The sequence below is a fragment of the Solitalea longa genome (assembly GCF_002920915.1).
Taxonomy (GTDB): domain Bacteria; phylum Bacteroidota; class Bacteroidia; order Sphingobacteriales; family Sphingobacteriaceae; genus Solitalea; species Solitalea longa.
The window spans coordinates 193,450-218,215 of sequence record NZ_PQVF01000008.1; the positions used below are offsets into that span (position 1 = coordinate 193,450).

Here is a 24,766-nt window from a genome sequence, read left to right on the forward strand (position 1 = left end):
TTGATGATCAATTGTATTATTTTTTATTCAAAATATAATAATCATAAGGTTGCAGGCTAAGCGAGGTTCCTAAAGTAACATCACTATTGCTCATAGCATTGGTCCAGGTAGTATTTTGAAGCGCTGCCGCTACATTATAGTTAATTGCCGAATTATTAGTATTAACAATTACCAGTACTTCTTTACCATTATAAGCGCGCTTAAACACAATTATTGAAGGATCGGCAAAGGTTTGAATCGTTCCGTTAATTACCGCCTCACTACTCTTTTTAAACGCAATTAACTTTTGGTACTCCGTTACCATATCGGGGTTTTCACTCCAGTTGATCGGATCACGCTCAAAGAACGAAAGCTTTTTGGTGCTCCCAACTTCCTGACCATTGTATAACAAGGTGCTGCCTCCCATATATGAAGTCAGAGCAAAAGCCGCCATTGAGCCACGTTTACCACTAAACAAACCTACCGGTGTATCATCCCAGGCCGTTTCGTCATGGTTGGTGGTAAAGCGCAGTTTTGTTGAGCCCTGCGGAATATTCAAGAACTCCTGAGCACTGGTGGTAAATAAGTTTCCATCTGCTTGTGTGCCTTTAAAAACGTCTTTCAGGGTTTTGTAGTAATCCCAGCCATAGTTTAACTGAAAACCGGCATTAAAATGATTAGCTCTACTTCCTTCGGCAAGCAATACGAGCTTGCGGTCATCAAACTTTTTCAACGTATCAATCGCCTGTTTCCAAAAGTCGTAAGGCATTAAATCGGCTGCATCACAACGGAAACCATCAATATTTGCTGCCAGCACCCAATATTTCATTGAGCGGATCATTTCTTTGCGCATATCCTGGTTGTTATAATCAAGTGCAGCCACATCATTCCAATTCGTATTTGGAGGAATAATGATATTACCACTAGCATCCTGCTTATACCAGCTCTTGTTGGCGATCCAAGGATTATCCCATGCAGTATGATTGGCCACCCAATCAATGATCAGTGACATACCCCTGTTATGGGCTTCCTTCACCAGCGTTCTTAAATCTTCGAGGTTACCAAATTCAGGATTAACCTCTTTATAATTCTTAACGGCATACGGAGAACCCAGACCACCTGCTGATTTCAGTTGACCAACCGGATTAATAGGCATCAGCCAAATAACATTTACACCCAAAGCCTTTATATTATCAAGACGCTTTTGTACGCCTTTCAAATTTCCTTCACTACTAAAGGCCCTAATATTCACCTCGTACATCACTACATCTTTAGTGTCGGGCACACCCTGATAAGGTGCTGCATAAGCCGGTGGATCAACTTGCTGAACAGGAGGTGGTTTTATAGGTGCAGGATCATCACCTTTCTTACAATCGAAAAAAGAGAACGACAATGCCAATAGCGCATATACTAAAGTCATCTTGCTTGGAATGGTTATATATTTCATATAAACAAGTACAGTTTAAAACACAAAGAAAATTTATTTATAGGAAATAATCGTTAAACAATAGATTTTTTAAAAAAGGGCGGATCACAGCCAGCGAAACCGCCCTAACATTACACTAATTTTTTTGAACAGTGTAGGTGTATTTGTATGGTGCACTAGCTTTATTTAGGCTAATGGTAACCGTATAATTTCCATCTGCAGTAATATTGATCGCATCATTGGTTTGAATTAATTCACCTTCCAGATCGCCACTTGAGGCAGGACCAAAATTGATGTCCCAACCATCATTTGCACGGAATTTTAAAGCTCCAGCTTTTAGGTTGAGGGTTTTAGACCATTCGTCTTTATTAGCATTGTAGGTCATTGCAGTTGAATTATCCCAATTGCCTGGAGTAGCAGTTCCAATTAGTCCCCATGTACTGATATAAGTGATCTTATAAGTTAGGTCGTTTATGTTTGCTTCAAGCTTATACACCCCAGCTTTATCAACTGACATACTACCTGCGCCGCCATCGGTGGATAATTTACCATCAGAAGCATAGCCATAATTGATATGGTTCCAGTCAGGTGCTGAGGTAAATTTCAAATCAGTTCCAGAGCTGATATATACATAACCTTCGAACTTACCGTCTCCTATATCTGTCAATTTTGGTGCCTCAGCAGGTTTATATCCCTGATAACCTCCAGGAACCCATAAACGAACAGGTTCAGGAATTGTAGGTTCTTCGATAATAGCTTTGAAAGGAGTTACTGTTAACTTAACAATCTGGGATATAACTAATTTCTGATTATTGATCGACGCACCAATGCGAAGTTCAATTTCAGAAGCCTGATTTTCAGGCAATTGAAGCTGATCCAATAATTTTTTATTCAGATCGCTCATTACTATTGCCAGTTGGTTGTTACTACTTGAACCTAACGAAATGGGCTGCGAAAAGTGTCTCGACGCCAAATCGGCTTCTACATTATAATTTACTGCGGTTGTAACCCCGTAATCAGCTTCTTTCCACTTGATCTTAACGGTGTCGGTTAAGTTGGTTTCCGTTATTTCAACCGTGCTGCCGGTTGAAGGATTAGTAATTTCCGGAACGGTAATATTTTCAGCGATCATAGGGCCCACTTCCGTATCTTTTTGACACGAAACCAGTGTGGCGCTAAGCAGCAATAGTGTATAAAATTGCTTTTTCATCTTTTATATCTTTTTATAATTAGATGGCAGCAACAGCTTTGTTATCCAAACAATTGCTGCCATCGGCATAAGTCTTAATAACCAGTATTTTGAACTAAATTGGTATTAATGGCCATATCGGCAGCTGGAATTGGGAACAGGTTAAAATGTGCATCTGTTGCAGCCCCTGCTTTCACATTTCCTTTCCAATCCCACAAGTAAGCCGAACCGGTGAACTTGTCGAAGCGGATCAGGTCCGTTCTGCGATGGCACTCCCAATACAGCTCCCGTCCACGTTCATCTAAAAGGAAGTCGAGGGTTAAATTGGCAGCCGTGATATTGCCTGATGTATTGCCATAAGCGCGTTCGCGTATTTTGTTCACTAATGAAACAGCTGTAGCCAAATCGCCTCCAGCGCCACCTCTTTTAACAGCCTCAGCATACATTAAATACACATCAGCAAGTCGGAATAAAGGAAAATCAGTATCAACAAAAGTTCCATTCTGGCCAGGTTGATTAGTCGAAGTAACATTGCGGTATTTAGTACACAGGTAACCTTCCTGAAACTGATTCGGGTGGTCGATCTCTAATGAAACCTGTCCATCGGTATGGATCATTGCGCGTTTATCAGCAGTTCCGGTTACGTCAGGAAATTTGCTTACAAAAGCCCCTGTAAAACGGTTACCTGCCCAAGGACCAGCCGGAATACCGTAAACATTCGCATAATCCATCGTTCCACCAGTTTCGGCATGAATGATATAGGTCATACCACCGTAGTTACGGGTGTTATTGCCATCTTCGGCTATAGGCAATATGATCTCATTGCTCCATTTGTGGTTATCAGCCAAAAACAACTCATTGTATTTAGGATGAAGCGTATAACCTGCATTAATGATTTTCTTACAGTTATCGATACACTCGCTGTATTTCGGATGACCTTTGCCTAAATACACTTCGGCATTTAAATACATTTTGGCTAAAAGCATCCAGGCAGCGGCCTGATCGGCACGGCCATACTCATTTGAGCGTGGTGCTGCCATTGTTGGAGCAATAGCGTTTAATTCTGATTCGATATAGGCAAATAACTCCGGACGACTGATTTGCTTAGGAATAAATGCTCCTGTTTTATCGGCATCGGTCACAAAGGGTACATTACCCCACAGATCCATCGCATAGTAATAGTACAAGGCACGCAAGAAACGGGCTTCGGCCAGGTATTTAGTAACCTCTGTTTTCAATGGCTCCGAAAGACCGGCTACACGCGGCTGCACCGAACGGATATACTCATTACAGTAGGATATGTTGATGAAAATGCGCTGATACATCAAGTTCACATAACCGTTTGCGTCTGACCATAACATACCATGATATTCCACCAAACCACCATCGCCCCAGGCGTTGATACACTCATCGGTAGTTACTTCCTGCACATTGAAATAACCACGCAAAAATGAAGTGGTTCCTTCATCGGGAGCGGATAACTCGGGTTGTCCGAACTCACCACGCTGGCCTGTTAACGTGAAAGCACCGTAAAGTTTTGCCAATATTTGTTTATAAGCCTGCGGATCGTTAAAAACGGTAGCCGAGGAAATTATCTTTTTATCAGTAGGAACAGTATCCAGATCGTTTATACACGATGACATGAGCAGCCCCGTTGACATAAATGCGATCGTGAGAAATTTATATGGTTTCATTTGAATAAGCTTTTAGATGATTAAAAATCACAGTTAAGACCTAATTGGAACGTTCTCGAACGTGGGAAGAAATTATTATCCAAACCACCGCTGATCTCTGGATCCAAACCTTTGTAATCAGTGATCACAAATACATTCTGAACATTTAGGTTAAGGCGCAGGTTAACTTTTTGATGATACATTGCTGGCAAGTGGTAGCCCAGGCTCACGTTATCCAAACGGAAGTACGATGCATCCTGAATGTAATAATCAGAAGTATTGGTCTTTAATGCCGTAGTAAAACGGGTATCAGAAGCTGAAGTGGTTTGGTTGCTTAAATAACCAAGGGTTGAATAGAAACCACGGTAAGTACTGTTTGCTGCAACGTTGTTATAGTTCCAGTTGCCAAGGCTCCATCTTCCAAAGGCCGAAAAATCCCAGCGTTTGTAATTTAAGGTAGTACCTATGCCCATTAAAACGGTAGCATCCGGTTTATGGAAAACATACAGGTCGCTGGTGTTAACCACACCGTCTTTATTACGGTCAACGTACACATCTTCCATTGGTTTACCATCGCGGTCATAGATCTGCTCATATACATAAAAAGAGTTTATCGGATGACCAACTTTTTGAACCTGGATAGTTCCCGAAGTTGTTCCGGCAATGTTACCCACCATTACTTCGTAGTTCGGGTCATCGGTAAGGCTCAGGTTGGAAATTTTATTTTTGTTATAAGAAATGTTATAGTTTACATTCCATTTTAAAGCCGATTTTGAAAGCAGCTTAGCATTTACGGTAAACTCCACCCCTTTATTCTCCATATCACCAACGTTGGTAAGTACCCGAGCCGAGAAGTTAGTTCCGGCCGGAACATCAACAATACTCAACAGGTCTTCGGTTTTCTTCTGGTAAAAATCCAATGTACCTGTAATTCGATTATCCCAAAAACCATAATCTAAACCGATATTAGCGGTTTTGGTCGACTCCCATTTAATGTTGGCGTCATAACCGTCTGGTCGTAAGGTATTATAAAATGAATTACCAAACTGATAGCGCGAAGCATTATCGGAAATGGTGTATTTAGCTAAATACGGATAGTTATTTCCATTGTTCAGATCTTGCTGACCGGTAGTACCATAACCAACACGTAATTTTAAATCAGAGATCGTTTTGCTGTCTTTGAAGAAATCATCATTCATTTTCCAGGCAACAGCAACTGATGGGAACAACCCCCAACGATTTTCAGAAGAGAAACGAGAAGTAGCATCATCTCTCAAGGTAAAGGTTACCAGGTATCTGTCTTTAAAAGTATAATTCAACCTTCCGAAGAATGACACCAGGTAATATTCAGAGCTGTAAATATTAGGCTCGGTTTTAGCCGTTCCTGAAACGTTAGTGGCCGAATCAGCGCCTTCACGGTAAAAATGCGACCATGAATAACCGCCCATTACTTCTACCTTACTCTGAATCTTTTGCAAAGGTTTTGAATAGTTCAGGTAGAAATCAAGCAGCTGGTTTCTGCGTGTTTCTTCATAAGGATTAACTCTTCCTCCTGAAACCGAAGGTGAATTGATCCATTGTGTATTATCCATTACGTTGTTATGGCCTTGTGATTTAGCATAGTCATAACCTACGTTCAGGTTGGCATGCAGCTCTTTTAAGAAAGGCATTTCATAATCAGCCTGTGCATTTCCTATACTTCTTTTTACAGTTGAGGTATTGTCGGTAAGTTCTAACTGCGCAACCGGATTGGCAGTTGCCAATGGTACCGGATCACCATTTAAAGTATTGTCCTGGGTCCAGGTGGTATAGCCTCTCCAACGCTCATTGCCGTTGTAAACCGGTTTAGTCGGGTCATAAAAAATCGCATTACCAATGGCTCCCTGATCGGCGAAATTGTTGTTATTATACATCCCCTTCACGTTGAACGTCATTTTCAATGAGTTTTTAAGGAAGTTAGGAGTAGCATTAAGTGCCAAAGTGGTTCTTTCGAAATTGTAGGTTTTAAGTGTTCCATCGGTATTGTTATATCCAAAAGACACACGATATGGCATAGTTTTCAGTTTACCCGAAAAAGCCAAATTATGATCCTGTCCGAAAGCATTCTGATAGATGGCATCCTGCCAGTTAGTGTTGGCTGTACCTAATAATGAAAGTACAGGAGTTTGTCCGGCATATACCTTATTTACTAAAGCTCTAAACTCATCGCCGGTATAAACAGGCACTTTGTTTGGTACAGTCGACAATGAAGTGGTTAATCCATAGCTTAATTTAAACTTGTCTCCACCTTTTTTAGTAGTGATTAGAATTACACCGTTTGATGCACGTGAACCATAAATGGCAGTTGCCGAAGCATCTTTCAACACCGTTACATTTTCAACATCATTTGGGTTGATAGAAGAAAGAATATTTGGTGCTCCTCCCATAGCGGTGTTATCAATAGGCACATTGTCAACAATGATCAAAGGATCATTGCTTGCATTTAATGACGCACCACCACGAATACGGATGGTTGAGGTATTACCCGGAGCTCCACTGATAGAAGTAACGCTCACACCGGCAATTCGGCCCGAAATGGCGTCCTGCACCGAGTTTACTGCACCAACATTAAAATCTTTGTTTGATAAGGTTCCTACAGCTCCCGTAAGGTCTTTTTTCTTAGCGGTACCGTAACCCACAACAACCACCTCGGTTAAGGTTTTTGTTAAAGGTTTTAGTGTGAAATAAACTTGGGTATTGGCGGTGACATTAACCGTTTTTTCTAGAAGTTCATAACCTAAAACGGTTACAATAACGGTGGTTTGGCCTAATGGCAAACCTGTAAATTTAAAGTCACCATCGGCATTAGTACCTGTTTTCAAGGTTGTGCCCTTAATTGCGACCCCAGCAAATGGCATGGGTAAATTTTCGTCGTCGAATACGCGACCGGAGAGTGTTCCGTTTTGTGCAAATGTTACCAGCGAAACTAATAACAGGCACAATGTCAATCCATACTTAAATAAGTAAAGTTTTCTCATTGGTTGTAATACATTAAAAATTGGTCGAATAATTTTTTTTGCTTAAGCGTAATCGGTTCCGCTTTGCAAAATCAAAAGAAGGGAGCTTAAGGATTGAATACAATCAATATAAAGGGCGATATTGATGAATTCAAAAAATATTAAACACAATACTCTTATAATCAATACATTATAAGAGTACCAACACTAAAGAATATAGATTTTTAAAATGGAAATATTGAGTTATACTGATTGAATTTTCATGATCTGATCTTCAAAACCATCGTTTTGTATGAGTGATTTTTTCTTGATTCGGGTTTTGTAAGCATAAATTGTATTTACCGAATAGTCTAAGATTTTAGCAATGCGATCATTGTCGGTTATACCAATTCTGATAAGGGCATAAATGCGAAGTTCGGGGTTCATCAGTTGTCCCTCCTCCAGCTTAATTTTATCTTCCTCTTTGAACAAATTATTAAAACTTTCAACAAAGTTGGGGAACAGTTTCAGGAACACTTTGTCGAAACTTAAGAACAAGCCTTCACGTTCTTTATGAAGGTCTACTTTAGCCAGCGTGCTTTTCAGATCATCTGGTTTACCAAGCAGCATTTTTTGCTCTATCGATTTTTTAAAGCGTTCCAGCTTATCAATAAATTCTGAACAAATATTGAAGTAGTAAACGATGTATTCATCTTTAATTTTATTGGCCTCCTTTAAAAGGTCATTAGTTTGCTGCAAGCTGATATTGGCCATCTTTATGATCTTATCAGCAGCCTTTAATTTTTTAAGCTGTTTTATAGTGATGAAAATGAAAACGACAACCGTTAGGAAAAGTACCGTAGCTAAAACAGAATACCCTAAAAGCAATTTACGCTGATGCTCAACAGTACTTAACTGCTGACCTTCAATAATTGGCAAAATAGCTCCAATTTTCAATTCCCGGTGACGGGCACCGTAATAGGTCGCATCATCTAAGGCATGTTTTATATAATTGTAAGCAGTTTGCGTATCGCCTTTTTTGTATAAAATATCAGCAAGGTTTAAAATAGCCACTGTTTCTTTTGTGACCGATTTAACATCGGCAATGGCTGCTTTAATCAAGAGATCAACCGATTCATTTTCACGCCCTGCGTTAGCGTAAGCATAGCTTAAGCTACTGGCATTAATGGCATACTGATGTGGAGTTAAATTTTTAAAACCAAGAATTTGCTCATAACTGCGAGCAGCAGCCCTCATATCGCCGTTTCGTAAATTTTTAAGCCCTTGTAACCATATATAGTCGTATGACCGTTTATTACTCAGCTGCATTGCCGAATCAGCAAATGCATTTCCTTTCTGGTTATATTCAACCGTAAAATATTTGTCTTTATGAAAATCAGCCAGATCATAATAATAGCGGGCAAACAGCGAATAGTACTCAACCTTAGCCTGTGGAGTTAAAAAAGCGAGTTGAATCGATTGAAGCACATCAAACGTTTCCTTAAACATGCCTGAGGATAAAAGAATAAATCCTTTTTTCAGCTTTACCTCTTCAACATTCGATTTGTCATTGAGCTTATAGGAAACATCCAGCAGCTTTTGAGCATAGTTAAAGGCCGAATCATAGTTAATGGTTTTATATTCTTCATACAGGCTTGAATAGGCATTGTACAAATGTTCAACAGTTAATGATGAAGGCTTCGCCAGGGATTTCTTGATTTCATTAATTCGAATCAGTTTTACCGATTCATATTCGGTTTTTTTCTCCAAGGCAGCGTTAAGTTCTTTGAATAAACTGTCGGTTGAATTGGCAAGGCTGGTTTCACTTATTAAAAATCCGAAAACGAAAAGGAAAATATACTTCATACTTATTTTGGTTGGCTGTTTTTTACAAAAACAATTAAAGGGACTAAATTAAAATCCTTTTAGATATTCCTTCAATATTTTTTGTTCTTAGGTTGATATTTATCATTTACATTATCTTGCTTTAGCTTTAACTTACCCTTATTTCGGATAAACTTTCCCGAATTAATTTTAGGCGTAAACCTTTTCAACTCATACATACATGCATCAAGTACCGTTTCCCGAATCAGGCCTAACCAATGATGAAGTAATTAACGCAAGGAAACAATATGGCAGTAATGTGATTGAACACAAAGAAAGTTCGGGCTTTTTTATGGCTCTTAAAGATGCGGTTTTGGAACCCATGTTTCTGATACTTACCGCTGCTGCAGTTCTGTATTTTATCATGAACGAACCCCAGGAAGGCTTCTTCTTATTAGCGGCCATTGTTATGGTGCTAACCATATCAATTTGGCAGGATTATAAAAGTAGAAATGCACTGAACGCCTTGAAAAAGCTTACGGGTAATAAAGCAAGCGTGATCAGAAATGGAAACAGGATAACCATTGACCCCGAAGAAATTGTAATTGGCGATTTACTGGTAAGCGAAGAAGGTGACCTTATTGCTGCCGATGCTGATATCATTCAGTCGAACGACTTTTCAGTAAATGAATCCATTTTAACCGGAGAATCCTTTTCTGTTCAAAAGAATGCTGAGGATGGTAATAAGCAACTATTCCAGGGCACCACTGTAGTTTCAGGACTTGCAATTGGGCGGGTAAATGCAATTGGGCTAAATACGCAATTGGGAAAAATAGGAAGATCAATAGCCGCTATAAAAACGGAGTATTCGCCATTGCAAAAGCAGATTCAAAACTTTGTAAAGAAAATGGCCATTGCCGGATTGATTGTTTTTATACTTGTTTGCCTGGTCAATTATTTAAACGGATATAATTGGGTTGAAAGCTTATTGAAAGGATTAACGTTGGCCATGTCGGTACTTCCCGAAGAAATCCCTGTTGCCTTTACCACTTTTATGGCCATAGGTGCATGGCGCCTGATGAACATGGGTATTGTGGTTAAGCAAACACAAACTGTTGAAACCTTGGGCTCGGCAACCGTAATCTGCACTGATAAAACCGGAACTATTACCGAAAACCGGATGGAACTCGCCAGGGTTTATTCATTCGATGCCAAAAAGGTTTTTCTTGAAAATCAATTTGATGATCCGGAGGCGATCAGGGTAATTACTGTAGCCATGTGGGCCAGCGAACCGATTCCTTTTGATCCGATGGAAAAATCATTGCATAGCATCTACCAAAAGTACACTACTACCGATGTTCGCAGTCAGTTCAGCATGTATTATGAGTACCCGCTTTCAGGGAAGCCTCCTATGATGACGCATATTTTCGAAAGCAACGACAGGCAGCGAATTGTAGCCGCCAAAGGTGCTGTGGAATCCATTATTACATACAGTGATTTAACAGAAAAAGAAAGGGAAGAAATTAAACGAATGGCCAGGGGTTTATCGGCTCAGGGTTATCGTGTTTTGGCTGTTGCCGAAAACGATTTTAAAGGAGAAGACTTTCCTGCCACACAACAAGAGCTGAGTTTTACATTCATTGGACTGGTGGCATTTTTCGATCCGCCAAAGGACAATATCAAACAAACATTTGAAAACTTTTACCATGCTGGCATCAATGTTAAAATTATTACCGGTGATAATGCCGAAACCACAGGAGCGATAGCCCGACTGGCAGGCTTTAAAGGAATAGAAAACTCATTGAACGGAAATGAGCTCATGCAATTGGATGACGCAGAGTTGAAATGCCGTGTAAAAACCACCAATTTGTTTACCCGCATGTTTCCAGAAGCAAAGCTTAAAATAATTAAAGCCTTAAAGGCTAATGGCGAAATTGTAGCCATGACCGGAGATGGTGTAAATGATGGCCCTGCGCTAAAAGCTTCGCATATTGGAATTGCTATGGGGAAACGCGGAACTGAAATTGCAAAAAAGGCATCTTCCCTAATTTTGGCTGATGACGATCTGAGCAAAATGGTAGATGCAGTTGCTATGGGCAGAAAGATTTATAGCAACCTTAAAAAAGCCATTCAATACATTATTTCTATACACATACCTATTATTCTCGCTGTTTCATTACCCTTGTTTCTTGGATGGAAGTTCCCTAATATTTTTAGTCCGGTACATGTAATTTTCATGGAATTGATCATGGGACCAACCTGCTCCATTATTTATGAAAATGAGCCTATTGAGAAAAACCTGATGGTTCAAAAACCTCGTAAAATGGCTGAAACGTTCTTGTCAATGCGAGAACTAAGCATCAGTATTTTCCAGGGATTGATGATAACAGCCGGGGTTCTTTACCTTTATCAGTTTTGCGTGACCAACAATTTTACCGAAGACCTCACCCGCACATTGGTGTTTACCACACTAATCTTTTCCAATGTGTTTTTAACGTTGGCCAATCGCTCATTTTATTATTCATTTGTTTATACTTTTCGGTACAAGAACAACCTTATCCCAATTGTTATTGCAATTACTTTACTGCTTTTATTCCTGTTGTTAAACGTTCCTTACCTGTTACATCTTTTCAATTTCGAAAAACCAAGTCTGCTCCTTACTGGCAAATGCTGCTTGGTCGGACTCTTAACCATTGTCCCGTTTGAACTTTATAAGCTCGCCAAACGAATAAAAATTCTATCAAAAAGAAGCTGAGAATCTATATTTAGGAATGATTTTTATTTAATTTCAACTACCAATCAATCAATAAACATCATGACGCTCACAAAAATCAACGACCTTTTAGGCGAGAAAGCCGAATTTCTATTAAATCATCAACCTAAAATTGCTAAAGAAACCCTTCATCTTCCAGGCCCCGACTTTGTTGACCGACTATTTAATGGAACAAATCGTTCGAATCAGGTATTAAGAAGTATACAAACCCTTTATGGGCACGGACGTTTGGCTAACAGTGGATACCTATCAATCTTGCCTGTAGATCAGGGGATTGAACATACTGCAGGGGCTTCATTTGCCCCCAATCCTATCTATTTCGACCCGGAGAATATTGTAAAACTAGCCATTGAGAGTGGCTGTAACGCGGTTGCTTCTACTTTTGGAGTGCTGGCTGCCGTTTCACGGAAATATGCACATAAGATCCCTTTTCTGGTTAAGATAAACCATAACGAACTACTAACCTACCCTAATAAATTCGATCAGATTTTATTTGGAAGTGTGGAAGATGCCTGGAACATGGGTGCTGTAGCAGTTGGAGCTACCATTTACTTCGGTTCGGAAGAATCATCAAGGCAAATCATTGAAATTGCGGCAGCGTTTGAACGAGCTCATGAGCTGGGTATGGCAACCGTTTTATGGTGCTATGCACGAAATAATGCTTTTAAAAAAGAGGGTATCGATTATCATGTAGCTGCCGACATCACCTCTCAGGCCAATCATTTAGGAGTTACCATTCAGGCTGATATCATCAAACAAAAACTCCCAGAAAATAATGGGGGATTTACAGCCATTAACTTCTCCAAAAGCAATCCCAAAATGTATTCGGAGCTAAGCTCGGATCACCCTATAGATTTATGCCGCTACCAGGTTTTAAACTGTTATTCTGGAAGGATCGGCTTAATCAACTCAGGAGGAGAATCTAAAGGTGCCAGTGATATGGCTGAAGCTGTAACTACCGCTATTATCAATAAACGCGCAGCGGGCCAAGGATTGATTATGGGTCGCAAAGCCTTCCAACGGCCAATGAAAGAAGGAATTGAGCTACTGAATGCGGTGCAAGATGTTTATTTGAATAAAGAAATTACGATAGCTTAAAAATGAATGAATGATTGAATGATAGAATGACTGAATAAAAGGTCTATTCTATCATTCACTAATACTATCATTTCACAACTTCCTGCTTCAACCAATCGCCTAATAACCGCAAAGCCTTTGGCGAAAAGGTTTCCTCTAACATACCATATTCATCAACAGTTCCCTTATTGGCTGTTTGAAACAAATGATTTAAGCCTTCCATTGCAGCAAAAGTGCAGCGTTTATTTCCTGCTTTATCAAGGGCATTTTTCAACGCTTCCAAATTGTCTTTGTAATAAACCTGGATATCTTTTGTTCCATTCATAGCCAAAACCGGGCATTTCACTTTTTGTAAATACGTTTTTGGGTCGAAATTTACGAAGGCCGAAAACCAGGGCGATAACCAAATCCGAATCCGGCTTCTAACAAAGGCTTCCTCTTCCGGAAATGCCTTTTTCTCTTCTTCTGAAACGTTCGTCCAATGCTGTTCAAAAATCGGCTTTAATTCCGCGGCCTTTGTTAGTGAATCTTTTGATGTGGCCAAAACCGCTGAGCACTTTTTAATGGTTTGCAACTCGGCATTAATTCGATCCTGCCCTACATTGTTCGCCTCTAAGATCTGGCGACTTTGAGTTGATAATACTTCTTCCCCTTTCACTCCCGGGCCCGCTAACAGTACAATAAAAGCTATTTCTTTTGATTCGGCGGCGATCATAGGTGCAATGTAGCCTCCTTCACTGTGACCAATTAAACCTATTCTTTGGGCGTCAACATCATTTCGGCTTTTTAAATAGGTTATACCAGCTTTTACATCCTCGGCAAAGTTATATAGCGAAGAATTCGCAAAACTGCCTGTAGATTTACCAAAACCACGATCGTCAAATCGCAATACAGCAAAACCCTGCTTTGTAAGATAATCTGCTATTACAAGAAAAGGCTTATGACTACTTATATTTTCATCCCTATCTTGTGGACCGGAGCCAGAAATGAGTACCACTACAGGATATTTTCCTTCTTTTTGAGGACGGCTAAAGGTTCCGGCCAGGGTTACCTTATCCTTTGCATTCGTAAAGCTTATGGTTTCGGTATAATAAGTAAAAGGTGGTAAAGGTTCTTGTGAAAAATGTTTTTCAGACGCTGCACCAACTTCAGAGCGCGTAAAATTAAGCTCTTTTACTAAACCTCCCTGTGCGAACTTTCCATCAATAGCTTGTCTGCTATCGTCATATTTGCCCTTATAAGAAAAACCAATGCTGTTGATTTTCAACCTTAAGGTATCTGCAGTTAGTATGATCTCATCCACCGGAATCCCAAATACTTTCTGATCAGGACTATCCATCGTGGCTTTTAATGAACCGTTTTCAGTGGTAATGTGAAAGTCAATCCGTAATTGCACGCCAACATTGATCGCGCCATGCCACGAGCCGGCAATATTGTTGGTTTGGGCCGATAGCTGATTAATTATTCCAAAAAAGAAGATCGCAAAAAAAATATTTTTCATAGTGGTTTTGGATGCAGCTATTTTAAAATCATTTTATAATGTCCGATTCCTGCCTCTTCAAATCTTTCGCCTACCGTTTCGAAATTATGCTTAAGGTATAAACCGACCGCTGATTCCTGAGCATGTAAATAGATTTTCTTACCATCTTTCGGGATGTCTTCTAAAACCTTAATCACTAATGCCGAACCAACTCCGCATCCTCTTGCATCGGCATTAACCGCAAAACGCTGTAATTTATAACCTTCATCCGTTGTAATCCAACGAGCGGCTCCTACATGCTTACCATCTAGATCGGCAAGATAATGTGTTGCTCCCTCATCATCATATTCATCATACTCCAAATGAGCAGGCACACCTTGTTCTTCAACAAAAACGTTTCGTCTTATCTTGAAAACTTCTTCCAGATCGGTTCGTGAATGAGCTTGCTTTACTGTTATCATGGCTTAAAAATATAAAAATTGGACAGTTTTATCTTTAGGTTACACCATAAAAAGAATCGAAGTAATAACTAACAACTTTCAATTTTAAAATTTACGCTATAGATGTTGAATTTATAATCCAGCCTCCTTATTGAACTCTACCAAAACACAAAAAAAAGAAAGCCGTCACTTGTGACGGCTTCCAACCAATTATTCAATAAACTTAGGAAATTCCACTATTTAGCTTCATCTACATCATCTACCAGCAAAACCAATAAAGCTGCCAGAATCATTAAAACACCTCCTAATACTAACGTATAGATAGCATGACCACCGAAAACATGTTTAGTAAGGTATCCCAATAACACTGCACTGATGATCTGTGGAATTACAATAAAGAAGTTAAAAACCCCCATGAAGAATCCCATTTTCTTAACAGGTAAAGAGCCCGCTAGAATTGCATATGGCATTGATAAGATACTTGACCAGGCAAGACCCACGCCTAACATTGAAACCAATAAAAGCTTAGGGTCTTTGATAAAGAATACCGAAATCAATCCAATACCACCAGCAACCAATGAAATAGCATGTACTTGTTTCCTACTCATTGATTTGGCCAACATAGGAAGCAAGAAAGCCATAACTGCAGCAAAACCATTATAAGCAGCAAAACAAACCCCAACCCAATCAGCACCTTCATTATAGGCAGCCGATGTGGTATCGGTTGTACCATAAATTGAACTGGTAACTGCAGATGTAGTGTATATCCACATAGCAAACAGGCCAATCCAGGTAAAGAATTGAACAATTGCCAACTGCTTCATGGTTTTTGGCATTGAAAGAACATCTTTAATAAATGATCCTTTTTCTTCAACCATTTCTTGCGACGCGTAACTTTCAAATTGTTCAGGAGGATACTCCTTCGTATTCCCAACCGTCCATAAAACTGCTGCAAGAAAAACTATTGAGCCTAAGTAAAATGAATACTTAACAGTTTCAGGAATTTCGCCTACACCAGCAGTATTTGACATACCAAACACATTATGGAGCAGATACGGCAAGGCGGATGCTATTACAGCACCAACGCCAATAAAAAAGCTTTGCATGGCAAAACCAACGGTACGTTGTGATGAAGGCAACATATCTCCTACCAATGCTCTGAAAGGCTCCATTGATATATTAATAGAAGCATCCAGGATCAATAAACAGCCGGCAGCCATCCATAAAACCGAGGAATTTGGCATTATAAATAAGGCGAAGGAGGATAAAATGGCACCAAGCAAAAAATAAGGCTTTCTGCGGCCCAATCTTCCCCATGTATTATCACTCATATAACCGATTAATGGCTGTACGAGCAAACCGGCCAATGGTGCAAAAATCCAAAGAATTGGAATGTCATCAACTTTGGCACCCAGTGTTTCAAAAATACGGCTGACGTTCGCATTTTGTAAAGCAAAGCCAAACTGAATTCCCAAAAAACCAAAACTCATGTTCCAGATTTGCCAAAAGGTTAATCTTGGTTTTTCTACTAATACTTTTACACTCATAATTACATTTTTAAGTTGAAAGATCTTCGCAATTACAACATTTACTCTCCTTTATGTTATAAGCTGCTAAATCAGTTAAATGATAAATTGGTTATTATTATTGCATTTGATGATCAGGTATTCCTGAACATCTTTTTAATTCATTTTCAAAACCATACTACTCATAAAAGGCATTTTAACATGCACGCCTTTCGCTGCTTCGGTACTCACTAAATCAGCGCCTTTTACCGTTATTTTATATCCCGATCCTAATAAATCAGTAAACGTGTAATCCTTTTCAGGATTGATTTTCAGTAAACCTGCTACTTCTTTTCCAAACTTAATGTGGGCATCCATACCTACTGCCTGATCAAACGTGTTTACTACCAACAAACATTCATTGGCTGTATAACGCAAGTAAGAATAGTTTAAATATTGGTTAAATCCTTCACTTTTACCATACCCATTTTCCGACTGCAACTCGTAAAAAGCACCTGTTTTAATGGCATTTTCTGTTCCACAAATGTTTAACAAAGTGCTGTAAAATGAACGGAGCTTTTTCTGTTCAGCTGATAATCCGCCACCATCAAATTTGCCTTTATTCATCCATTTCTGATGTTCAGGTACACCCCAGTAATCAAAAATAGTGGTACGCCCATCCTCTCCTCCAAAGCCTTCTGTTCCTAAGCCTGGTTCGCCAACTTCCTGACCGAAATACACCATCACAGGCCCTGCAGAAACAGTAGCCGAAACGGTCATCATCGGAATACCTTTTTTGGCGTCCCCAGCAAAGTCTTTGCTTGCAAGACGCTGTTCATCATGGTTTTCGAGAAAATTGAGCATATGAGCCGAATACCCTTTAATATCCTTATTCAATGACTGAGAAATAGCCTCAACATTTGTTTTATTCTGAATAACGTATTTTAAAGTATCGTATAAACCAACTTTATCATATAGGTAGTCGAATTTCCCCTTATCCAAGTATAAGCCATAAACTTTAGGATTATAGGCTTCACCCACGAATTTTATTTCAGGCTTAACAGCTTTAACCTCTGAAATGGCGTAGTTCCAAAATTCAACAGGAACCATTTCACACATATCACATCTGAAGCCATCCACACCTTTACCCGCCCAAAACAATAAAATATCTTTCATCTGTTTCCAGGTATTTGGGATCGGATCAAAATGAGTGGTTCTGTTATTCATGTAATCCACACCGTAATTCAGTTTAATGGTTTCAAACCAGTCGTTGACATTTGGTGAGGGTGAAAAAACATCGTTTCCGGTTGCTTTTGCGGGTTTCTCATCAAACTTTCCGTCTTTCAAGGAATTACGATAATCATTCCCTCCGGGATTATAACCGGCCGGAATAACAAGTGACTGACCAGGGAAATAGTAAAAGTTGTTATTAGGGTCGAAGCTTTTAGAGAGGTCGTCTTTCTCGCCCAAATCAACAACCCCTGCGGGCTTCGCATCTGAGTGATAGGTTCGGGCAACGTGATTGGGAACAAAATCCAGGATAACCTTTAAACCCGCTTTATGAGAGCGTTTGATTAACGCTTCAAATTCCTGCATACGTTTATTTACGTTAACGGCAAGATCAGGATTCACATCATAATAATCTTTGATAGCATACGGAGAGCCTGCCTTTCCTTTTACAACATCCGGATCGTCAGGTTTAATACCGAATTTAGAGTAATCGGTCATGATGGCATGTTCAATAACTCCCGTATACCAAACATGGGAAATTCCCATTTTCTTTAATTCCAATAACGCCTTATCGCTGATATCGTTAAGCTTACCTACTCCATTTTCTTCAATAGAGCCATAAACTTTGTTGGCTGTATTTTTATTACCAAATAATCGGGTCATTATTTGATAAATGATCAACTTATTATCAGGTGATGAAGATTTTGAATTCATTGTTTGAGCGTAGGTTAAATGAGCGCCAAACATTAGTAGTATAGCAGCGCCGGCACAAAGCTGTTTCTTCATTGTATGGTCAATAAGATTTTGGGTGGTAGTGAAGGTCGTGTTAACGACCTTTCACCTTACCCATGACAATCGCAGTTTGCTAACAGTTAGTTTTTATTTAGAAGATACCAGGTCTTCTTTTTTTATCTCTACCTCGCTGTTTGCTCCTACTGTATATTCCTGCTCATACACGAACAACGAAATTGGTTTATTGCTTTGATTTTGAATTGATGTTCCGTTTCTGTGCGTTTTCACTTTTAACAAAGCTCCTCTAAAACCAACTTTAAATGAGAATGAATTCCATTTACCAGGAATAAATGGTGCGAAATGCAACTGACCATTACGAACACGCATACCACCAAACCCTTGCACTACCGACATCCAGGTACCGGCCATACTGGTGGTATGACAACCATCTTCCGTATCATTATTGTAATCATCTAAATCTAAACGAGAAGTGCGTAAATAGAATTCATAAGCACGTTTTTCATCGCCTAGTTTAGCTGCCAAAATCGCATGCACACAAGGTGAAAGTGATGACTCGTGCACCGTACGTGGTTCATAAAAATCGAAATTGCGGCGAATGGTTTCCACATCAAACTTATCTTCAAAGAAGAATAATCCTTGTAAAACATCAGCCTGTTTAATGAAACACGAACGAAGGATACGGTCCCATGACCATTTTTGATTTAAAGGACGATCAGCAGCCGGTAAATCTTTTACCAAAATCTGCTCTTTATCCAGGTATCCGTCTTGCTGCAGGTAAACGCCTAGCTTCTTATCTTCCGGATAGTGCATATTTTCTACAATATGCGCCCATTTTTCAAGCTCAGTAGTTTTAAAGTTGATCTTTGAAACCAAGGCAGCATATTTATCAGGAGTTTGTCCGTTCACATAATTCAAGGCATATGCAGCATACTCCAAACACCAGCTAGCAATGTAATTGGTATACCAGTTATTGTTTACGTTGTTTTCGTATTCATTTGGACCGGTAACACCTAACATCACATATTTTTGGCGGTCTTCAGACCAGTTAACCCGTTGGGCCCAAAAACGTGCAATACCTGCCAACACTTCTGCACCTGCCTCAGTCAAATACGATTCATCACCGGTATAACGGATATAATCATAAATAGCATAGGCAATTGCGCCATTGCGGTGAATTTCTTCAAAGGTGATCTCCCATTCATTATGGCATTCCTCACCGTTCATGGTTACCATTGGATACAAAGCCGCACCATCTTTAAAGCCGAGTTTTCCGGCATTCTCAATGGCTCTGTCGAGTTGTTTGTGACGATAAAGCAGTAAGTTTTTAGCTACTTTTTGATCGGCAGTGGCTAAGTAAAAAGGAATACAGTAGGCTTCAGTGTCCCAATAGGTACTACCTCCATATTTTTCACCGGTAAAACCTTTTGGCCCAATATTTAAGCGTTCGTCTTCGCCGGTATAAGTTTGGTTTAATTGAAAAATATTAAAGCGGATTGCCTGCTGAGCGGCGGCATCTCCTTCAATAACAATATCTGATTCCTCCCATTTGGTGGCCCAGGCTGCTGCCTGTTCCTGAAGAAGTGTTTCATATCCTTTTCGTTCGGCCAGATCAAGGCCTTTCTTACAAGCTGCCAGCAAATCTGCAGGAGCATGATTCAACGAAGAAACTATTGCCGCGTACTTGTACAATACAGTTTCTTCACCTTGTTGTGCCTGAACGATGATTTCATTGGCCACAAATTTTTCGCGGGCTATTGGTTTGCTTTCGAAGTTGATAGTTTGACCATTTTGAGAAACAGAAAAACGCATTCCGGTACAAACTTCAAATCCTGTTTTGCGGGTTTTCAATGTGATATAAGCAGATCCTGCATCAGCAGTTTTACTTACTTCATCCCAAAACTTTTCATCGTAATTAGCATCCTGGTTTTTTATATCTCCATCCAAATAAGGAGTAAACTTTATGCTGCCCGAAAAATTCAAAGGAGTTACTGAATAGCGGATGGCACCCAAATCATCGTTTACAATACTGCAAAAACGCTGTGCTATAACCTTTATTTCTTTTCCATTTTTGAGCTTAGCAACAAAGCTGCGCAGTAAGTAGCCTTCGCGCATGTTCAGCTCACGTGTAAACTCTTTTACTTCACAATGCTCAAGATCAAAGTTTTCCCCTTCAACTTCAACTTTAATTCCAACCCAGTTAGTAGCATTCAATACTTTGGCAAAATACTCCGGATAACCGTTTTTCCACCATCCCACACGGGTTTTGTCAGGATAATATACACCAGCAACATAGTTCCCCTGCATGGTTTCGCCGGTAAAATCCTCTTCGAAATTAGCTCGTTGACCAAAACGACCATTCCCTAAACTGAACACACTTTCTGAAATCTTATTGTGTTCACGATGGAAGCCTTCTTCAACAATGCTCCACTCGTTAATTTCAAGATACTGTTTCATGATACTTTTATTTGAGAGCAATCAGTAATTCAGATAAGTTTTACCTACCTAATTTACTGATTTACTCATTCTTAACTGGCTGTTTATAAATATTTTACTTCATTTAATGTAATTGAGGCTAACGACGGAACTACTGCATTGGCCTGCGTAAGTACTGCTGGCTGTCCAATACCTACGCAACGCATTCCGGCATTATTAGCAGCTTCAACTCCTGCAATGGCATCTTCAAATACCACACAGGCCGAAGCCTCTACATTTAATTCCTTTGCTGCATTTAAAAAAACTTCAGGATCTGGTTTAGCTTTGGTTACTTTATTTCCATCAACAATGGCGTCAAAGTGCTTATCCAAGCCTATTTTAGATAAAATGGTAAGTGTGTTTTTACTTGCTGAACCAATAGCTGTTTTAATGCCTTCGACTTTACAAGCTTCTACAAATTCTTTTGCACCCGGTAAAATATCTTCCGGAGTCATCTGTCCAATTAACTCCAAGTACCAGTCATTCTTTTGAGCAGCCATTTTTTCCTGCTCGCCTGCTGTTGCAGCGTGATTGCCAATAGCTAAAATAATCTCTAACGAACGAACACGACTTACACCTTTCAACTGTTCATTCTGCTCTTCAGTAAAATCAAAACCTAATGAATTGGCTAAGCGCTTCCAAGCTTTATAGTGATGCACTGCTGTATCTACAATCACTCCGTCTAGGTCAAAAATGCAGGCTTTTAATTCTTTCATAACTTCTTCTAAATCCATAGTTTCCTGATGATGATTCGCCAGACCATTTCCTTTCCAATCGTTATTGTCCAGGAATCATCATCCATTAACTAATTTTATTTTCCTAATTCCAGAACAAGGGTAGTTGTTGCCGGAAGCTTTATTTTATCTAATTGATTTAACGATTCGCCGCTGAGTACATTTTTAGCTTTTGAAAACCCTGAAACGCGATCTGTAAAGCGAGCTGTTTCTAGTATTTGAGGGGTATCATTTGTATTAACCACCACCATTACCGTTTGATTAGCGGTGTAACGGAAGTATACATAAATACCATTCTCAGGTACATATTGCATAAGCTTTCCGTTTTGCAGCGCATCACTATTTTTACGGTAATTTGCTAATGTTTTAAAAAAGGTGTGAGCCTCATTTTCCAGTCCTGTGCGTCCTTCGGCAGCAAACTTATTCTGCTTATCTCCTTGCCAGCCACCTGGAAAATCTTCACGTACCCATCCATCCGGATTAGAGTAGTTCTTCATTAACACTTCAACACCATAATAAACTTGTGGAATACCGCGAGTGGTTAATAGAATAGATAATCCCGACTTGTACTTATCAAAATTTTGACCCACCATCGAAAAATAGCGGCTCATATCATGATTATCCATGAAAATGACATTTTTGGAAGGGTCTTTATAAATAAAATCCTGGGATAAAACGTCGTACAATTTACTGGCTCCGCTCATCCAGCCGAAATGGCCATTTAGCGTTTCATAAATTCCTTCTTTAACAGCTACATCAGTAACTCCCTGAAGCTTTGTGTCAAACTTTTGATTAATAGTAGCTCCGGCGGTATAAAAAGCCTGACTTACCACCGAATTAACTAAAGTTTCACCAAAGATGCTGAACTGTGGATATTCTTTATGAACGGCATCCATCCAGTTAGCCATAAACTGAAGATCGTTATAAGGGAAAGTATCTATACGGAAGCCATCCAAACCGGCATATTCGATCCACCAAATATAGTTTTGGGTAAGATAAGCGGCTACATAAGGATTACCTTCGTTCAAATCAGGCATTGAAGGAACAAACCATCCATCAACTTGTAATTTCCAGTCCTTATCATTACGGTAAGGGTCCATTGCCGGTTGGTCTTTATAAGTTGTCTGCTGATATTTTGGCCATTGGTGCACCCAATCTTTGAAAGGCAAATCATTCATGAACCAAGCCTCACTGCCGCAGTGATTAGGAACCACATCTTTAATTACCTTCAGGCCTCTGGCATGGCACTCATTTACATACGTTTTATATAATTCATTAGTACCGTAGCGAGGGTCAATTTTGTAGAAATCGGTGGCTGCATATCCGTGATAAGAAGCATTTTTCATATCATTTTCAACCTCAGGTGTCATCCATATGGCTGTTACACCTAGATCTTTCAGATAATCAAGATGATTGATCACTCCTTTTATATCGCCACCATGGCGGGTGTACAATGAATCGCGGCTTAATGACTGATCGCGCAGGCCTGCTACTTTATCATTCCCGGTATCACCGTTAGAAAAACGATCAGGCATAATAAGGTAAATAAGGTCCTTATTAGTTACCCCCATCAATTTTTTATTCTCTGAACTGCGTTGCTTCAGTTCGTACGAATAAGTGGTTTTACCTCCGTTGGCAAAAGCTAATACAATATCAAATTTACCTGGCTTGGCGGAGGCAATGTCGAAATCAACAAACAAATAGTTTGGATTTTCAACCTTGTTCACTTTTTTAAGAATTAATCCGGGATACTTTGCAGAAATAGTTGCTGAGGCAATGTTGTCACCATAAAGCAACACTTGCAGGTTGGCATTTTTCATGCCTGCCCACCAGAAAGCAGGATCAACCCGCTTTAATGCTGGCGCTTGGGCATACGCATTAAAGGTCGCCCCAGCCCATAGGCAAAGGAGCAATTTAAAGAAATACTTCATTACTGGCTGTTATAAAGTTATTAAGTGCGCTAATATAAAAATATAATTTAATCGGCATACCATTTTTATTTTTTTAGTAGAGTAATTATTAAAAATACATAATTAAAAGGCTAAACCATTGTGAGTTCCGTTTTTTAACCCAACAAAAAAGGCCTTCCGTTTTGCGGAAAGCCTTTAAACCAAAGTTTGAATTCTATTATTAAACGCGACCGTGTACGTCTTTTGCGTTCAGGTCTTCAAATGCCTGGATTAAACGTTTAACGAAAGTCTCTTCGCCTTTACGCAACCAAACACGAGGGTCATAATATTTTTTGTTAGGAGCATCTTCACCTGTTGGGTTACCGATCTGTCCTTGTAAATAATCTTTTTTATCGTTGTAGAACCCTAATATGCCTTCCCAATAAGCCCATTGTAAATCGGTATCGATATTCATTTTAATGGCGCCGTATGAAATAGCCTCACGAATTTCTTCTTGCGATGAACCTGAACCACCATGGAAAACAAAGTTTACCGGTTTTTCAGCTGTTAAATTATGTTTTGCTTTGATAAAATCTTGTGAATTTTTCAAGATCACTGGGGAAAGTTTAACGTTTCCTGGTTTGTAAACACCGTGAACGTTACCAAATGCTGCTGCAATGGTAAAACGATGACTGATTTTGCTTAACTCAGTATAGGCATAATCAACCTCTTCCGGCTGAGTATATAATTTTGAGCTGTCAACGTCCGAATTGTCAACACCATCTTCTTCTCCACCGGTAACACCTAATTCAATTTCTAAAGTCATACCCATTTTGCTCATTCGCTCAAGGTAAGTTTTACAAATTTCGATATTCTCATGTAATGGCTCCTCAGAAAGGTCGATCATGTGAGAAGAGAATAATGGTTTACCATGTTGAGCATAGAATTTCTCACCTGCATCAAGCATTCCATCAATCCATGGTAATAGTTTTTTAGCAGCGTGATCTGTATGTAAAATAACAGAAACACCATACATTTCAGCTAATAAATGCACATGTTGTGCTGCAGAAACTGCTCCCGCTACGCAAGCCTTCAGGTTATCGTTGTTCAATGACTTACCCGCGTAAAATTGGGCGCCGCCATTTGATAGCTGAATAATAACTGGAGAATTTACAGCGGCCGCTGCTTCCATCACTCCGTTTATAGTGTTAGTACCAATGGTGTTTACAGCCGGCAAAGCAAACTTGTGTTGTTTTGCTAATTCGAATAATTCCTGCACTGCATCACCGTGCAAAACGCCTTTTGAAATGGCTGTTTGAGTGTGGTCTGACATAGAGATTAATTTTA

15 protein-coding genes are annotated in these 24,766 nt (G+C 39.6%); 2 read left to right on the forward strand and 13 right to left on the reverse strand.

Going from position 1 to position 24,766, the window contains the following annotated elements; translation table 11 throughout:
• Positions 1 to 16: 16 nt before the first annotated feature.
• The 5 genes from C3K47_RS12860 to C3K47_RS12880 form a co-directional block, all read right to left on the reverse strand.
• A complete protein-coding gene (locus C3K47_RS12860) occupies positions 17 to 1,426 on the reverse strand; it encodes an alpha-amylase family glycosyl hydrolase (protein WP_103789546.1) in 1,410 nt (469 codons plus the stop codon).
• 115 nt (positions 1,427 to 1,541) lie between these two features.
• Positions 1,542 to 2,615, reverse strand: coding sequence for a SusE domain-containing protein (locus tag C3K47_RS12865; protein WP_103789547.1), 1,074 nt, complete (start codon positions 2,613 to 2,615; stop codon positions 1,542 to 1,544).
• 74 nt (positions 2,616 to 2,689) lie between these two features.
• A complete protein-coding gene (locus tag C3K47_RS12870) occupies positions 2,690 to 4,288 on the reverse strand; it encodes a RagB/SusD family nutrient uptake outer membrane protein (RefSeq protein WP_103789548.1) in 1,599 nt (532 codons plus the stop codon).
• Between the two features lie 20 nt (positions 4,289 to 4,308).
• Entirely contained in the window at positions 4,309 to 7,284 is a 2,976-nt protein-coding gene (locus tag C3K47_RS12875) for a SusC/RagA family TonB-linked outer membrane protein (RefSeq protein WP_103789549.1), read from the reverse strand.
• A 222-nt stretch (positions 7,285 to 7,506) separates the two neighbouring features.
• Positions 7,507 to 9,108: a DUF6377 domain-containing protein gene (locus C3K47_RS12880; protein ID WP_103789550.1), complete on the reverse strand. Its 1,602-nt coding sequence runs from the start codon at positions 9,106 to 9,108 to the stop codon at positions 7,507 to 7,509.
• A gap of 199 nt (positions 9,109 to 9,307) precedes the next feature.
• Between C3K47_RS12880 and C3K47_RS12885 the strand changes: the two genes are divergently transcribed.
• Together C3K47_RS12885 and C3K47_RS12890 are read left to right on the forward strand one after the other, a co-directional pair.
• The gene (locus C3K47_RS12885; RefSeq protein WP_103789551.1) at positions 9,308 to 11,821 is read left to right on the forward strand and encodes a cation-translocating P-type ATPase; all 2,514 of its coding nucleotides are present in this window, start codon (positions 9,308 to 9,310) and stop codon (positions 11,819 to 11,821) included.
• Positions 11,822 to 11,881: 60 nt separating this feature from the next.
• On the forward strand, positions 11,882 to 12,937 hold the full coding sequence (locus C3K47_RS12890; RefSeq protein WP_103789552.1) for a class I fructose-bisphosphate aldolase: 1,056 nt from the start codon (positions 11,882 to 11,884) through the stop codon (positions 12,935 to 12,937).
• 67 nt (positions 12,938 to 13,004) lie between these two features.
• Here the strand turns inward: C3K47_RS12890 and C3K47_RS12895 are convergent, their stop codons facing one another.
• From C3K47_RS12895 to fbaA, 8 genes are all read right to left on the reverse strand, one after another.
• Positions 13,005 to 14,417 carry an alpha/beta hydrolase family protein gene (locus tag C3K47_RS12895; protein ID WP_103789553.1) on the reverse strand — a complete coding sequence of 471 codons (1,413 nt, stop codon included), beginning with the start codon at positions 14,415 to 14,417 and terminating at the stop codon, positions 13,005 to 13,007.
• A gap of 17 nt (positions 14,418 to 14,434) precedes the next feature.
• Positions 14,435 to 14,857, reverse strand: a complete 423-nt coding sequence (locus tag C3K47_RS12900; protein WP_103789554.1) for a GNAT family N-acetyltransferase — start codon at positions 14,855 to 14,857, stop codon at positions 14,435 to 14,437.
• 215 nt (positions 14,858 to 15,072) lie between these two features.
• Positions 15,073 to 16,383: an MFS transporter gene (locus tag C3K47_RS12905; protein ID WP_207765293.1), complete on the reverse strand. Its 1,311-nt coding sequence runs from the start codon at positions 16,381 to 16,383 to the stop codon at positions 15,073 to 15,075.
• Positions 16,384 to 16,518: 135 nt separating this feature from the next.
• Positions 16,519 to 18,357 (reverse strand): alpha-amylase family protein, encoded by a 1,839-nt coding sequence (locus C3K47_RS12910; protein ID WP_103789555.1) that lies wholly within the window; start codon positions 18,355 to 18,357, stop codon positions 16,519 to 16,521.
• A 93-nt stretch (positions 18,358 to 18,450) separates the two neighbouring features.
• Entirely contained in the window at positions 18,451 to 20,778 is a 2,328-nt protein-coding gene (locus C3K47_RS12915; protein WP_103789556.1) for a glycoside hydrolase family 65 protein, read from the reverse strand.
• An 83-nt stretch (positions 20,779 to 20,861) separates the two neighbouring features.
• On the reverse strand, positions 20,862 to 21,530 hold the full coding sequence (gene pgmB / locus C3K47_RS12920) for a beta-phosphoglucomutase (protein ID WP_243392548.1): 669 nt from the start codon (positions 21,528 to 21,530) through the stop codon (positions 20,862 to 20,864).
• Between the two features lie 77 nt (positions 21,531 to 21,607).
• Positions 21,608 to 23,461 carry a glycoside hydrolase family 13 protein gene (locus C3K47_RS12925; protein WP_103789558.1) on the reverse strand — a complete coding sequence of 618 codons (1,854 nt, stop codon included), beginning with the start codon at positions 23,459 to 23,461 and terminating at the stop codon, positions 21,608 to 21,610.
• A 199-nt stretch (positions 23,462 to 23,660) separates the two neighbouring features.
• Entirely contained in the window at positions 23,661 to 24,752 is a 1,092-nt protein-coding gene (gene fbaA, locus C3K47_RS12930) for a class II fructose-bisphosphate aldolase (RefSeq protein ID WP_103789559.1), read from the reverse strand.
• Between the last annotated feature and the right edge of the window lie 14 nt (positions 24,753 to 24,766).

Coding starts and splice junctions, on each gene's coding strand:
- C3K47_RS12860 (WP_103789546.1), bottom strand. CDS start 1,426: ATGAAATATATAACCATTCCAAGCAAGATGACTTTAGTATATGCGCTA.
- C3K47_RS12865 (WP_103789547.1), bottom strand. CDS start 2,615: ATGAAAAAGCAATTTTATACACTATTGCTGCTTAGCGCCACACTGGTT.
- C3K47_RS12870 (WP_103789548.1), bottom strand. CDS start 4,288: ATGAAACCATATAAATTTCTCACGATCGCATTTATGTCAACGGGGCTG.
- C3K47_RS12875 (WP_103789549.1), bottom strand. CDS start 7,284: ATGAGAAAACTTTACTTATTTAAGTATGGATTGACATTGTGCCTGTTA.
- C3K47_RS12880 (WP_103789550.1), bottom strand. CDS start 9,108: ATGAAGTATATTTTCCTTTTCGTTTTCGGATTTTTAATAAGTGAAACC.
- C3K47_RS12885 (WP_103789551.1), top strand. CDS start 9,308: ATGCATCAAGTACCGTTTCCCGAATCAGGCCTAACCAATGATGAAGTA.
- C3K47_RS12890 (WP_103789552.1), top strand. CDS start 11,882: ATGACGCTCACAAAAATCAACGACCTTTTAGGCGAGAAAGCCGAATTT.
- C3K47_RS12895 (WP_103789553.1), bottom strand. CDS start 14,417: ATGAAAAATATTTTTTTTGCGATCTTCTTTTTTGGAATAATTAATCAG.
- C3K47_RS12900 (WP_103789554.1), bottom strand. CDS start 14,857: ATGATAACAGTAAAGCAAGCTCATTCACGAACCGATCTGGAAGAAGTT.
- C3K47_RS12905 (WP_207765293.1), bottom strand. CDS start 16,383: ATGAGTGTAAAAGTATTAGTAGAAAAACCAAGATTAACCTTTTGGCAA.
- C3K47_RS12910 (WP_103789555.1), bottom strand. CDS start 18,357: ATGAAGAAACAGCTTTGTGCCGGCGCTGCTATACTACTAATGTTTGGC.
- C3K47_RS12915 (WP_103789556.1), bottom strand. CDS start 20,778: ATGAAACAGTATCTTGAAATTAACGAGTGGAGCATTGTTGAAGAAGGC.
- pgmB (WP_243392548.1), bottom strand. CDS start 21,530: ATGGATTTAGAAGAAGTTATGAAAGAATTAAAAGCCTGCATTTTTGAC.
- C3K47_RS12925 (WP_103789558.1), bottom strand. CDS start 23,461: ATGAAGTATTTCTTTAAATTGCTCCTTTGCCTATGGGCTGGGGCGACC.
- fbaA (WP_103789559.1), bottom strand. CDS start 24,752: ATGTCAGACCACACTCAAACAGCCATTTCAAAAGGCGTTTTGCACGGT.